The 12,684-nt window shown below is 48.3% G+C and carries 14 protein-coding genes; 3 read left to right on the top strand and 11 right to left on the bottom strand.

Annotation, left to right across the window (positions count from 1 at the left end; translation table 11 throughout):
* The first annotated feature begins 93 nt into the window (after window positions 1–93).
* Window positions 94–969 carry a LysR family transcriptional regulator gene (locus AC4IFB_RS20090; RefSeq protein ID WP_490781121.1) on the top strand — a complete coding sequence of 292 codons (876 nt, stop codon included), beginning with the start codon at window positions 94–96 and terminating at the stop codon, window positions 967–969.
* Between the two features lie 481 nt (window positions 970–1,450).
* Here AC4IFB_RS20090 and thpR read toward each other — a convergent pair whose 3' ends face one another.
* The 11 genes from thpR to AC4IFB_RS20035 all read right to left on the bottom strand — a co-directional run bounded on the left by thpR (window position 1,451) and on the right by AC4IFB_RS20035 (window position 10,630).
* Window positions 1,451–1,993: an RNA 2',3'-cyclic phosphodiesterase gene (gene thpR, locus AC4IFB_RS20085; protein ID WP_490778917.1), complete on the bottom strand. Its 543-nt coding sequence runs from the start codon at window positions 1,991–1,993 to the stop codon at window positions 1,451–1,453.
* Entirely contained in the window at window positions 1,986–2,486 is a 501-nt protein-coding gene (gene pncC, locus AC4IFB_RS20080; RefSeq protein WP_490781120.1) for a nicotinamide-nucleotide amidase, read from the bottom strand. The genes thpR and pncC overlap by 8 nt, the downstream gene beginning before the upstream one ends.
* Before the next feature lie 213 nt (window positions 2,487–2,699).
* Window positions 2,700–2,975, bottom strand: coding sequence for an amphi-Trp domain-containing protein (locus tag AC4IFB_RS20075; protein ID WP_490778919.1), 276 nt, complete (start codon window positions 2,973–2,975; stop codon window positions 2,700–2,702).
* Window positions 2,962–4,338: a metallophosphoesterase family protein gene (locus AC4IFB_RS20070; protein WP_490781119.1), complete on the bottom strand. Its 1,377-nt coding sequence runs from the start codon at window positions 4,336–4,338 to the stop codon at window positions 2,962–2,964. Before AC4IFB_RS20070 ends, AC4IFB_RS20075 begins: the two co-directional genes overlap by 14 nt.
* Window positions 4,328–5,032, bottom strand: coding sequence for a histidine phosphatase family protein (locus AC4IFB_RS20065; RefSeq protein ID WP_490778921.1), 705 nt, complete (start codon window positions 5,030–5,032; stop codon window positions 4,328–4,330). Before AC4IFB_RS20065 ends, AC4IFB_RS20070 begins: the two co-directional genes overlap by 11 nt.
* A gap of 39 nt (window positions 5,033–5,071) precedes the next feature.
* Window positions 5,072–6,043, bottom strand: a complete 972-nt coding sequence (locus tag AC4IFB_RS20060; protein ID WP_490778922.1) for a histidine phosphatase family protein — start codon at window positions 6,041–6,043, stop codon at window positions 5,072–5,074.
* Window positions 6,044–6,102: 59 nt separating this feature from the next.
* The gene (locus AC4IFB_RS20055) at window positions 6,103–7,221 is read right to left on the bottom strand and encodes an HprK-related kinase B (protein WP_490778923.1); all 1,119 of its coding nucleotides are present in this window, start codon (window positions 7,219–7,221) and stop codon (window positions 6,103–6,105) included.
* Complete coding sequence (locus AC4IFB_RS20050; protein ID WP_490778924.1) at window positions 7,218–8,108, bottom strand: GAK system ATP-grasp enzyme; 891 nt, start codon at window positions 8,106–8,108, stop codon at window positions 7,218–7,220. Before AC4IFB_RS20050 ends, AC4IFB_RS20055 begins: the two co-directional genes overlap by 4 nt.
* Window positions 8,101–9,735: a phosphotransferase gene (locus AC4IFB_RS20045; RefSeq protein WP_490781118.1), complete on the bottom strand. Its 1,635-nt coding sequence runs from the start codon at window positions 9,733–9,735 to the stop codon at window positions 8,101–8,103. The genes AC4IFB_RS20050 and AC4IFB_RS20045 overlap by 8 nt, the downstream gene beginning before the upstream one ends.
* A gap of 1 nt (window position 9,736) precedes the next feature.
* Complete coding sequence (locus AC4IFB_RS20040) at window positions 9,737–10,225, bottom strand: NUDIX domain-containing protein (protein WP_490778926.1); 489 nt, start codon at window positions 10,223–10,225, stop codon at window positions 9,737–9,739.
* A gap of 42 nt (window positions 10,226–10,267) precedes the next feature.
* Window positions 10,268–10,630: a diacylglycerol kinase gene (locus AC4IFB_RS20035; protein WP_490778929.1), complete on the bottom strand. Its 363-nt coding sequence runs from the start codon at window positions 10,628–10,630 to the stop codon at window positions 10,268–10,270.
* Between the two features lie 145 nt (window positions 10,631–10,775).
* On the opposite strand from AC4IFB_RS20035, the gene AC4IFB_RS20030 reads away from it, so the two are divergent.
* Window positions 10,776–11,591, top strand: coding sequence for a UDP-2,3-diacylglucosamine diphosphatase (locus AC4IFB_RS20030; RefSeq protein WP_490781117.1), 816 nt, complete (start codon window positions 10,776–10,778; stop codon window positions 11,589–11,591).
* Window positions 11,548–12,582, top strand: coding sequence for a glycosyltransferase family 4 protein (locus AC4IFB_RS20025; protein WP_490781116.1), 1,035 nt, complete (start codon window positions 11,548–11,550; stop codon window positions 12,580–12,582). Before AC4IFB_RS20030 ends, AC4IFB_RS20025 begins: the two co-directional genes overlap by 44 nt.
* The last annotated feature ends 102 nt before the right edge of the window (window positions 12,583–12,684 follow it).

Below are 12,684 nucleotides of genomic sequence, written 5' to 3'. Positions count from 1 at the left end.
CTTCTCAATCTGTCTGAAATGGAAGATTGAGCTTAGCGAGGGATCATCTATAATTAAAATATATTATTTTAATATTTTCTATATTATTTATTTATGAATTTAAAGCAACTGAGTTATTTCAAGGCAGTGGTTGATCAGGGGGGCTTTAGCGCAGCAGCTCGTCATCTCCATATTGCACAACCCGCCATCAGTATCGCGATCCGGAAGCTGGAGTCAGAACTGGATCTCACTCTACTTCAGCGAAGTGAGCGACAGATCACCGTAACCACCGAAGGCGAAGTCTTACTCGGCCATGCCGAACAGCTATTGCAGCAGGCCAATGTGGCTGAACTGGAGATGAGTGAACTTAAAGGCTTGACGAAAGGCGAGGTTCGGATCGGCATTCCAAGTATGTTGGGCTCTTACTATTTCCCCCCTTTTCTGATGGGATTCAAACATCGCTATCCTGAATTGAGGCTCTCTGTTTTTGAGCAAGGTACACGTCGCCTGCAAGAGATGATACGTGCAGGGGAACTCGATTTAGGGGTTGTCGTGGCGGATGCCCCTCCGGCGGATCTGGAGACCAGGTTTTTAACCCGTGAGGAGATGGTGGCTTGTGTACCAAAGGATCACCCTTTTGCGAAACAAGAGTGCATCAGTATGGAAGAGTTCTTCAGCCATGAATTGGTAGTCTTCAAACAGGGCTATTTTTTACGGGAGTTTATTGATCGCTTCAGTCACCAACGCCAACAGGAGCCGATCATTGCTTTTGAGACCAATCTGATTCCATTGACCAAGGCGATCGTTCGACAAGGCTTCGGTATCACCACCTTTCTGCGCATGGTAATAGAACAGGATGTTCAACAGGACTTGGTTGCGGTGCCTTTCTCTGAGCCTGTGTTTCTAGATCTCTCTCTGGCCTGGAAAAAAGGGGGTTACCTGTCCCGCGCTGACCGGGCATTTGTAGACTATATCTTGGAGAATGTTTGAGGCTTTATTTTCGAGTGCCACCCACTCTCAAAGTTTACCTGATTACCCTACAAAGTCAGTTGTGGTGATAGTTAAGAATCTGCAGAAGATTCCAGGTGGTTTGTGAATTTCCAGCGCGATTTGGTGGGGCATGGCCCCACCACTTCACTGTTGGCTGTTATCCGATTGTTGTAACGGCCAACGATCCAATATTTGATACCTATTCTGATTCGACCCGGGATTGTTCGAGGTTGCTAGAACGAACTCATTAAGGTCTTATTGAATAGTCCGTAGCCTGGATGAAGTGTAACGGAATCCGGGGGAACAGCGCACCAACCATCCCGGATTCCGCTGTGCTCCATCCAGGCTACCTGGCTGTGGTGATAGTTAAGGTTCTGCAGAAGATTCCAGGTGGTTTGTGAATTTCCAGCGCGATTTGGTGGGGCATGGCCCCACCCTACCTGTCGATATAAAGTGTAGGGTGGGGCCATACCCCACCACTTCACTGTTGGCTGTTATCCGATTGTTGTAACGGCCAACGATCCAATATTTGGTACCTATTCTGATTCGACCCGGGATTGTTCGAGGTTGCTAGAACGAACTCATTAACATCCCATTGAATAGCACTCTGCAAACGCCATGGTTGATGGTGTGGCACTTTCCGATAAAGAGTCACATGGGGACGATAGGGCCGCTGTTCCGGTTCGAATCCGCAACTTGTCAATCGATGTTTTAAATCATCGACCAACCGGGTTAATGGATGAGGTGTAGTTTCAGGTGCAGCCCAGACTATCTTAGGCCTTGGCCAATATCCGCTATGATCGATCTGCAGGGAGAAACTTTGCACATCCATCGAATCTGCTGCCTCTCTGATACAGGTGATCCGCTCTGCCCTCACCTGTCCGAGAAAGACTAAAGTCATATGCAGATCTGCTGGATGATGAGGACGCCCTTTTACGGATGGTCCCTGCTCCAGGCATTGATGTAGTTGATCCCGTACCTCAGCACTGGGCCAAAGGGCAAAGAATAGACGCTGGTCAGACATGCTTTAACTGTTCAATGACTGTTTCGAGTGCATGGATCACCGACTGCCGCCTGACCTGATCACGATCCCCTTTAAAGCAGAGCTGATCCAACACGCTCTCACCGTTTGAAAACAAAAAACTGAAACAGACCGTACCGACAGGCTTTTCATCGCTCCCTCCCCCTGGGCCTGCAATACCACTGATGGCGACTGCAACATCCGCCCCGCTTTCATCTAATGCCCCCTTGGTCATCTCTTGAACTGTTTCCAGACTAACGGCACCAAATTGATCCAAGGTCTCCTGGTTGACGCCTAACATCTCATGTTTGGCTTGGTTGCTGTAAGTGACATATCCTCGGTCAAACCAGTCACTGCTGCCGGGGAGGTCGGTCAAAACCTTGGCAAGCCATCCACCGGTACATGATTCTGCGACAACCATGCGATACGCCTTATGGCGCAGTAGCTTTGCCAGTTGTTGGATCAGGTCTGGTTGTATCTCTGTTGTCTCGATCATAAGCCATCTATGGCGGTTAATAGCACCTTACCGCAAAATTCTTTAAAAAATACCAAGCAAGGTAGCCTGGATGGAGTGCAACGGAATCCGGGAGAGCAGTGCGCCAATAATTCCGGATTCCGCTTCACACCATCCATGCTAAGGTTTGATTCGATCACCTGCAGTCTAAGATAGTTGTGACGAACTCAGGCCCTAGTAAGATGAGCGACTGATTCAACCTGATTTTACTTTCAGTTTTTTCTGCTTTTTCCCTTCACCATTAGCCGCAGTCCAGGTAATCCGAAGATTGAGTCTGTGTTTGTCAGTATCCTGTGATGCGGTCACCTTCAGTTGCAATAAGCCATCAGGTTTCAACTCCATCTCACCCTCATCGTCACTAAGCACCAAGCTGCCTTTGCCTATCCCTTGAGTAATAGATTTCAATAAACTCTGTATTGAGGCTCTATCCTGAATTGATTCATGACGGAAATTTTTTTTACCCTGGCGCATGTGCTTTTCTCTTTATCATAATAGACTTCGGATCGAATACTTTAATCTGGGGATAGTCGGTACTGATTCCCAACACAAGTCTGTCGGGGTGAAAGATGGTCACTGCTGCCCCCTCACCTTTCAATCCCTCCTTTTTACGGGAGTGTCGATCAAGAGTTGCATCACACTCAAAGTTTAACAGCCCTTTGCGTAACATTATGCGTTGACCGTGATAACGATTGGCATGTCCATGCACAATCGCATAGATCCCTATTTCATGCATCAGTTTGACACCCTTGCGGGTCAACGGCATGTCCACATCCCGATATTTTGTTCTAATCACATTCGCCAGAGGGCCGTAGTAAAACTCAAATATCTCATCATCGATATCCTCTTTGAACTGATTGTTCAGATATTTAACCCCTTTGCGATTGATCAGCTTTGCCATCCGGTCATCAATTCCCGCATGAACAAACAGAAAGGAGCCATGACGACAAGCCAATTTCATATCCCTGAAGAACCAGCTGAATTCACCACTCGACTTAAGAAACAGGGCCTGCCATTTCAGTACTGCCGCATAGACCTGCCGCAACGATAGCCCTGCCTTTTCACAGTCTGATTCAAAACTCTCTATCTTCTCTTTCAAGCGTTTTAGCTCTCTGGCCAGGCGCTTTTCTGGCATCACCCAACCAGCCATTTTAGGGAATTCAGTAAACCATCGCTTGGGAGGATAGAGCAAACGACGACAACTTCTGGTTGGGGGGATACCCTTCAATGCTGATTTTCCTTGCAGATACTCATCAGCAATTTCACGTAACATGGGAACCGCCTTACTTCCCATGCGAATAAAGAAATGATCGTGCCTTGGGTCTGCATCCATGCCTACAGAAGAGATGCCCAGCTTGATTCTAATATCATGATTTCCCGCCAATATAGAGACCCGGGCACCGAGCTTTCGTAAACGAGCTATCACCCGTAGCAATCTTAGATTACTTGGCCCTTTATCAAAGCAGTCACCGCCTATTACAAAACAGGCGTGACGACCTCTCTGGGTCAACTTTAAATCGCTATCTTTATCACCGGTTTTTCTGACACCACCAGATGCCACCAGAGATGCGATAAAAGCATCAGTGTCAGCATGCAAGTCAGAAAAGAACATCAACTCTCGTTTAGGCCATTGCCACTTCTCCTTGACCAATATTTCATTGAGTAGTCGTTCTGTTGAATTGCGCTGTCCTCTCTCCTTGACGATAGAGCGTTGTTTACCTAGTGGCCAGAGTTCGCTGCTGGTGGGTAAATCCGGTGTAATCCACTTCAGCCCATGATATTTTGGCAGCCGCTTATGATGGTGTTTTTTAGTTGTATTGTCAGCCTTAATCGACAAATGCCTCTCCTCGAGAGCGAACCTTCCACTCTCCGGTCAGATGACGCCAGGATCCTGCGTATCTTCGTTCTAAAAAAACAGGGCGGCAGTGGTACATACTCAGCGCTGCAATCTGATCAAACTCCATTACGCCCAAACGGTGTGCTGCATGTCGAAAAGCAGCACCATGGCCGACAAAAAGTTTCACTGTATCGGTCTCAACCCGCTGTTGTAGTTCAGCCATTCTATGATCTAAATGTTTGGCCACTCTTTCGCCTGCCTGCATCAATGACTCTGCGCCTTGCAAAGGCAATTGATATTGACTGTTCGATTTCCAATCCGCTGGAAGTTCATTGAAACGTGGGTCCAATTCTATTATTGACTCAATTTGCTGAAGTGTCAGGTTGGCAGCAGACCCCAGGCTACGTTCAGCCAGTTCATCAAAGGATTCAATCCCTATCGGCGAAGAAAGAATATTAGTTAATCCTTCTCCTATTGCATCAGCAGTCTGCCAACCCCGCAGGAGTCGTGAGCTGTCGATCACCGGACATAGATCCCAGTTAAACATCTGCAGCGCCCCTTGTAACAGAGATACAGAACGCTTGGCCTGTTCTAATCCTTTATCTGTTAACTGAAACGGCTGCCAGGCGCTGGGGGTATTCTCTAGCTGATGGTATTCTCCGTGTCGTAAAAGTGCAGCGATTACTCTAGGCATAAGACACCAGAAAGAATAATTGTTCTCGCAATGGAATGGTCATCTCTTTTTCGAAAGGCGTTTTGCCAACTGTTTAATCAATGGTTTCAGCTCTGCCTGCTTAATGCGTTCAATGGCTTTTTCAGGTGACAACCACTCACGCCCACGATGGCGCTCTTCCCATTGATCTTCAGGGATCATTTTTTTAACCAGCATCGGGTAAACTTCCACTGAACATTCGGACCCCCATTTTTCATAGGTATAACTACCCAGAGAATCACGCCCCACATCACCCTCAACACCCGCCTCTTCAAGCGCCTCTTTCGCAGCTGAGGCTTGCAGGGTCATCCAGGGCTCACTTATCCCCTTCGGTACAACCCAATGCTTCTGCTTGCTGGATTTGACAAGTAGAATTTCAGCTTTCCCATCTTTGATGCGATAGGGAATCACTGACGACTGATTGTAGTAATAAGCAGGACGATCGCGCATCTCTGAACTGCTGTGATCTGGATATGGGAACTTTTTATCCAGACTGCTTGCGCGGATAATTGTGCGTAACTTTCCATCGCCAGGTTTCAGCTTCTGCCAATCTGATGGCATTTTTATTCTAGCAATTGTTGCAGTAGGTAAAAGCTTGCCATCCTTAGGTAGGGGTATCCGCTTACCTTCCAGATATTCTGTCAATGCCTCAAGACTTGGATTATGCCCCACCAACAAAACACGTTTGGCATCTTCGGGGATTTCCGCAAGGACTTTTAACAGATCATCGACCCTGGCAGCATAAATTCGCCGCTCTTGAATAATTGCATCTGCATCCTGCCCCATCACTTTGACAGCCTTTTGTGCTGTAATGATGGCACGTTCCGCTGGAGAGCTGATCACATAATCGGGTTGCAGTCGCTGTTGTAACAGCCACACTCCAATGCGTTGCGCTCCCCGCTTACCGCGATCTTTCAGGGGTCGTTTAAAATCCTCCACCAGCTCTGTCCAGTCAGACTTCCCATGTCTGAGTAACATCAGTTCACGCGCCATTGTCTCTATACCTCTTACATAGTTCCGGTAATTTTCACGACAACCCAACTCTTAATTGATCAACTGCCCCAGCGTTCAAAACACAATGCTGTCAGTGCTTCAAAATCGAGACGTCCCGTCACCTCATAAACACTGATCTCTTTCAGTAATGACTGATAGGGCTCTGTTGGCAAGGGGTCTTCATCTTCAAGAAACTGCCCCTGTCGATCCTGATAAAAAGGTCCGGGTGATTTCATGACTGCTTTCAATAATTCACTGCGCTCGCTAAGAACTACTTCATTTATCTCAACAGGTGCCGTCTCTTCCCGATTCCAGTTGAGGATCAACAGGCCAGCCAAGGGCACTGGTGTCGATGTATTGATTCGGCCTTTACCGTAGAAATGTTCAATATCAACATCGAATTTCTCTTCGAGATCCCACAAATCCTGTTTTGGCATCTGCAGAAGTTCGCTACGGCGGGGCTCATTGATTAAACTCTTCAGGCGCTCATTATTAACCACTGTACCGGGGTTGATACGAGGTAGCTTAGGTATCCCCACAGCCTCCACAGCAGATTCACCAGCTCTTAAAAAGAGCCTGTCATTGGTTAGAAAACAACTTTTTGGGTGTTCCATCAGATGGAGCATCAAAGTGGACTTCCCACCCCCCGAAAAACCGGCAATGGCCAAGGCATTGGTTCCCAGCATCAAACCTGCTGCATGGCTGATCAACCAATTCCGATGCTGCAGCCAGTTCATGATTTGCGAGTTTATGTAATTGATAAGCTGATTGTCGTACTGCAGACAGGGACCGGCTGCGATAAGCCGCTCCTGGCTCTGCAGAAACATCATTCCGGTGCGAACTTTCAGCAGAAGACGACCATCAGGCAATTCAATATAGGCATCCTTTCGACCGCTTTTACCAGGTTCCCGTTTCCAGTCCATGAAGGATAATCCACTCTCCAGCACATCACTCTCAATCGCAACCACCGTCTTCTCTGCCTTGTTTTGCTGCTGAGGAAGGTGGGAAAAATATTGTGACAAACAATTAAGAAGTGGCTGGCTGTTTGAAGCAATGGCGAGAGAATAATCACCCAGGCTCAGATAGAGCTGTTTTTCACACAATGTCTGGCCCTGCATCAATAATCTGGCAGCAGCTTCAGCATCTACTGGTAACGCGTTCTCTTTATGTTCACTCATGCAGACAACTCCTTCAGCACATAGGCGACATAGAGTTTAGGCACATCGATACCAATTCCCTTCAGCGCACCATGAAAGCCACCAAATGCAGAGACCTCAAACACCACTGGCCCTTGATCTGTCTCTGCCACATCAACAGTCGTAAAATCGAGTCCAAAGACCGCTTGGGCCTTGGTTGCCAATTCGACCAACTCATCACTGGCCTGATACCCTTCATAGCGACCGCCACTGAGGATGGTGGTATTCCAGGCTCCCTCTTTACCGACCCGCGCATAGGCGCCAAGATACTCGCCACCCAGGAATACCATTCCGAGATCCTTACCGGGTAGCTGTCGTCTCTTCTGGATATACATCACCGGATTCTGAGCTTGGAAATCGCTGATCTTTGTTTTCACCTGCTCAGCCCCAAGCTGACTCTCAATCAATGTCATCCCCCTGGCTTTAGTGGAATAGAGGGGTTTGAAAATTGCCGAGCCAAAGTGGTCTACTGTATTCACAGCCTCTTGAAGATCTTCAGTTATCCGGGTTTCAGGCATGGGAATATCTGCATTGTATAGGGACATAGTGCAACTGAGACGATCTATAAGTCGGATGATTCTTTCAACCCGACTGAACACCCGAACCCCTGCCCGTTCCAGTTGACGCAGCATCTCCAACCTGTCCAAAGTGTGGTGAGAGTATTCAGCACTGATCTTTTTAACCAGCAGCGCATCGAATTGAGTAAGATCCTCACCGCGATAGACCAAGCGACCCGTATCAAGCTCGGCCGTCACTTCCGCCATGTCGATTACCAGGCGATATCCGGTGGCCTCTTCTACTGCGTCAGCCAATGCCTCTGTGGACCACTTACCGGGAATACCAACAACCCCGATTTTAATTTTAACCAATGAATATCTCCTGAATCGGCACCTTGAACTGGCGCTTGGGTTTGGACGTTGTAACAAGCAACCGTTCCATGAGATAGACGGCGCGATAGAACATTGCCCTGGAAAGGGATTTGTCGAGTATGAAACGGGTTGAGCTGGCAAAAGAACGAATCAAACCCAATGCCAGTCGGATCTCAAAGGTTTCGTCATTAACTTTTCGCGCATAAGCACGGGCAAATAGATAGATACCCTGGCACAGGGCAGCAATACGTTGTCTTACACGGGGATCAAACGCTTGTAAGCGGTAATTCGAGACCATAAAAACAGTTATATCCTGCAGATAATCCATATATTGCGATCGGTGCAGATCGATAAAATTGATCCTTTTTTCATCTGGATCGTAGATAATATTATCGATGTTGAAATCACCATGGATATAGACTGAAAACGGAGCCCGAACATCCTCCTCGAACTGCTGAAGCTTTTCTAACAAGTTATCAAATGAGGGCAACTTCTGCGAACCAATTGACGCTCCGGTCTGATTGAATTCCGGATGTATGCCATAGACATCATCCATACGTTTGGCGAGCTGTTTCATATAACTTGCTGAGACGGGCTTTTTGGTTCGGGTTTCACTCCACACCTGACCAAGCGTGTTGGTTAGATGATAAAAACTCTCTTCAAAAAGGCGATCTGAACCACTCAGTAGGATCTGTTCAAAGGTCTGTCCAGCCAGATGTTCGATCAATAATGCCGCTGAGTCACCACGCTTCTGATAGGCGAGTATTTTTGGCGCCAGCCCTGGGAATATCTCGTGCCAGTCGTTTACGCGCTGCTTCTCTTCCTTCAGTTTTCGTTTTCGGCCATCCTTGAAAACACCGTGATAACCAGGCTCACCTACACTGGCAACCGCATTGATCGCACTACCTGATTTGGTCTCTGCTATCGTATGAACCTGAAGATCCTCGTTATCATTGACAGCCTTCAGTTCAGTAAGCGATGCATTTAAAGTGTGGTAGCGATCGGTATTGAAATGTTGCCCCATGGAAGCGGAGATGATTGCCTCACTGATACGCAACAGTGCATTACCCATCTGTTCAATACTGCGTCCCAGCATAATCAGGGAGATATGGTCTGCGGGACGCTTATCTTTCTTCAGTTGTTTCGAATAGTTCAACAACTGCTTTTGATAAGCTTGATCGAGACGTTGCTCAACACGACCGATTTTCAGTGCCCGTCGGGTATCTTTTTCAGAAAGTGACGGCTCGATCATATCCAGGGCACTGCTCACTCTGTCCAACATTGATAGATACTTACCACGCTTCAGCAGGCGCCTTTGCTGAACCTGAAAACTTTGTAACATCGCCTCTCTGCTGAGTTCGGATATTCTCTCCAAATGAGTGGCAATATCTGCTACAGCCCGCAATAGCTGACTAGCCCCAGATTGAGCCTCAGTAGTGGAAATCTCCGACATGCAGTGGTTGTGAATACTCAGTCTGAGATTTTCGACATAACCCTGCCGTTCTATCAGGCGGGATGGCGGGGTAGTAACCGTAAGATTAAGATACTCCTTCAACACCGATAGATGTGAGCCAATCTCCACCAGAAGAAAATGTAGGTTTTCATTGATTGTTTTTGGTAGCGACATCTTAGTCGATCACTCCCAGGTAGAGTGGTTTATTGCCTTCGACCAAAGGTTGCAGATCGACACCAAGACTGGTGGGGAAAAGTGAGACATTTGCAAACTCCGCAAAAGGGAGCCAGACAACCTCTACCTGGTGTTTGTCGGGGTGCGTGCCAGACTTAGGCAGATAATCTTCAGACACTGAACAGGCAAATAAAAACTCGATCAGATGACGTCTTGTAGGGGGCTCTGTTTTACGTTGTTTAAAAAAATCGGCGACGCTGAGTAAACCGTTCACCTCAACAGTCGTACCAATCTCCTCTTCACACTCCCGTTGCAGTGCTTCGGTCAGTGTCTCCTGCACCTCTTGGCCTCCACCTGGCAAGGTGTACCAGACGCCCCTCTCTTGTGCCCATTTTTTCTGCATCAATACAGCCTCATTACGAACTATTACAGCGCGCACAGCATTGCGGATTGTGGCGTCCAATGCCATAGGTTCAGTTATCTGGTTCATAATTCAAGTCTGATGCATCACTCCTAAATTTGTTCTGAGAGGTCAGAAAAACAGCACTAATATCCAGCACAGGGCCACCAGTGACAGTGATACAAAGACTGAGGCCGAGCCCTGATCCTTGGCACGACCCGAGAGCTTATGATTCTCGGTGCTTATGCGATCAACGACGCTCTCGATTGCGCTATTGAGCAGTTCCACAATAAGTAGAATCAGCAGAGGCCCGACAAGCAGGGCCTTCTCGATACCCGTGTCACCCAACCAGAGTCCCAAAGGCCCCAGAATGATCAGCAGCAGAACCTCCTGCCTGAACGCCTCCTCATTCTTGTAGGTAGACCGAAATCCCTTCATTGAGAAACGCATTGCGTTGATCAATCGACGGAGCCCAACATTGTTTTCGTTTTGCATCACCATAGTGCGGCTTCTTCTACCAGCTTAGACCTAAAAAATCGACCCTGTCATAAACAAATCATCATCCTCTCATAAAACTGCAACAGGAAACCACTAAGGTTCGCACACAGTGAATCGAGGCCAATACAAAGCGAGAAGTCAGATGGCATCACTGAAATATAGAAGCCTGTTTCTGTCCGATACCCATCTCGGTTTAAGAGCTGCCCGCACCGAGTACCTGCTGGATTTCCTTAAAAACACAGAGAGCGAAAATCTCTACCTGGTAGGGGATATTCTCGATTTCTGGAAAATGCGATCAGGATGGTACTGGCCATCTATCAATAACGAAATCATCAACTTGGTGATTAAAAAAGCCAAACAAGGGACCCGGGTGGTGTATGTCCCGGGCAACCATGACGAACTGCTGCGGGACTACCTGAACTTCCACTTTTCAGGCATCGAGATCCATCGAGAGATCATACACGAGGCAGCCGACGGTCGACGCTTCCTGGTGCTGCACGGGGATGAGTTCGATGGTGTGGTAATGAACAACAAATGGCTCGCTCATCTCGGCAGTGATGCCTATGACCTGCTGCTATGGCTCAACCGCTGGTTTAACCTGGCAAGACGCCGCCTTGGATTCGGTTATTGGTCCCTCTCGGCCTACCTCAAACGCCAGGTCAAAGAAGCAGTTAAATATATCGGTAACTTTGAACATGCGGTGATCCAGACAGCCCGTGAACGGGATCTGGAAGGGGTCATCTGCGGACATATTCATCATGCGGTCATCAATGATCTGGAAGGGCTGACCTATGCCAACTGTGGTGACTGGGTTGAAAGCTGTACCGCCATTGCTGAAGAGACCGATGGTTCCCTCAAGTTGATCCATTGGGTCGACGAATCAATGCAACTACTGGATAGGAAAAAAGATCAATATGCGGATAGCGATACTGACGGACGCGTGGTACCCACAAGTTAACGGCGTCGTACGTACGCTTAACAAAACCATATCGATACTGGAGCAGTGGGGCCATGAGGTACTGTGCATCAATCCGGAACTATTCCGCACGCTGCCCATGCCGACTTATCCAGACATACCACTTTCACTCTTTCCCTACAGTAAGATTAATAAGCTGTTAAACGAGTTCAAGCCCGATGCGATCCATCTCTCCACCGAAGGAACGATCGGTTGGGCTGGCCGCCGCTACTGCCTGCGTAATAACTTCCCATACACCACGACTTACCATACCCGATTCCCGGAGTATGTGCGTCTGCGTGCACCAATCCCTCTCTCACTCTCCTACGCCTTTGTCAGAACCTTCCATAGCAAAGCGGCGGTCACCATGGTTGCAACCAGTTCCATGAAAGCGACTTTAGAGGCGCATGGTTTCAAGAACCTCGAATATTGGACACGGGGTGTAGACATCGACCATTTCGTGCCCAGGGAGGAGAAAGTGCTCGATCTTCCAGGCCCTATCTCACTCTATCTTGGACGGGTCGCGGTGGAAAAAAACATCAAGGATTTCCTTGATCTCGACATCCCCGGTTCAAAGGTTGTTATCGGAGACGGCCCCGCCCTGGCAAGCCTGAAAGAGCAATACCCAGACGCCAGTTTCCTTGGTTACCGGAAAAATGGCGAGCTTGCCAGTTTGCTTGCCTCAGCAGACGTAATGGTCTTCCCAAGCCGTACCGACACCTTCGGCCTGGTGATGCTGGAAGCCATGGCCTGTGGCGTACCGGTAGCCACCTACCCGGTTGAAGGGCCACTGGATGTGATTAAAAACGGCCTCAACGGCTGGATGGACGAAGACCTCAAAACAGCCACCACCCGAGCCTTGGAAGTCGACAGGAGAAGCTGCCGTGAACATGCTGAACGCTACTCCTGGGACGCCTGTACACAGCAGTTTCTGGAGCTGTTACAGAAAAACTGCCCGGAAAGTTCAGTCGAAGTGGTAGAGAAAGTAGGTTAGCGGTACAAAAGAAGAAGTTCCAGATAGCTGGTCAATTGCTGAAACAGCGACCGGTGCGCCAGGGGCGGCACCCTACACGGGAATTTAGTAGGGTGCCGCCCC

This window comes from Candidatus Thiodiazotropha sp. AKIB8 (genome assembly GCF_058244675.1).
This window is presented reverse-complemented; position numbering and strand designations above follow the sequence as displayed.

Bases quoted from the DNA above. Each gene is read 5' to 3' on its own strand.
- AC4IFB_RS20025 (WP_490781116.1), top strand. From the start codon at position 11,548: ATGCGGATAGCGATACTGACGGACGCGTGGTACCCACAAGTTAACGGC.
- AC4IFB_RS20060 (WP_490778922.1), bottom strand. From the start codon at position 6,043: ATGGCGCGTGAACTGATGTTACTCAGACATGGGAAGTCTGACTGGACA.
- thpR (WP_490778917.1), bottom strand. From the start codon at position 1,993: ATGTCTGACCAGCGTCTATTCTTTGCCCTTTGGCCCAGTGCTGAGGTA.
- AC4IFB_RS20045 (WP_490781118.1), bottom strand. From the start codon at position 9,735: ATGTCGCTACCAAAAACAATCAATGAAAACCTACATTTTCTTCTGGTG.
- AC4IFB_RS20035 (WP_490778929.1), bottom strand. From the start codon at position 10,630: ATGCAAAACGAAAACAATGTTGGGCTCCGTCGATTGATCAACGCAATG.
- pncC (WP_490781120.1), bottom strand. From the start codon at position 2,486: ATGATCGAGACAACAGAGATACAACCAGACCTGATCCAACAACTGGCA.
- AC4IFB_RS20040 (WP_490778926.1), bottom strand. From the start codon at position 10,225: ATGAACCAGATAACTGAACCTATGGCATTGGACGCCACAATCCGCAAT.
- AC4IFB_RS20065 (WP_490778921.1), bottom strand. From the start codon at position 5,032: ATGCCTAGAGTAATCGCTGCACTTTTACGACACGGAGAATACCATCAG.
- AC4IFB_RS20075 (WP_490778919.1), bottom strand. From the start codon at position 2,975: ATGCGCCAGGGTAAAAAAAATTTCCGTCATGAATCAATTCAGGATAGA.
- AC4IFB_RS20055 (WP_490778923.1), bottom strand. From the start codon at position 7,221: ATGAGTGAACATAAAGAGAACGCGTTACCAGTAGATGCTGAAGCTGCT.
- AC4IFB_RS20030 (WP_490781117.1), top strand. From the start codon at position 10,776: ATGGCATCACTGAAATATAGAAGCCTGTTTCTGTCCGATACCCATCTC.
- AC4IFB_RS20090 (WP_490781121.1), top strand. From the start codon at position 94: ATGAATTTAAAGCAACTGAGTTATTTCAAGGCAGTGGTTGATCAGGGG.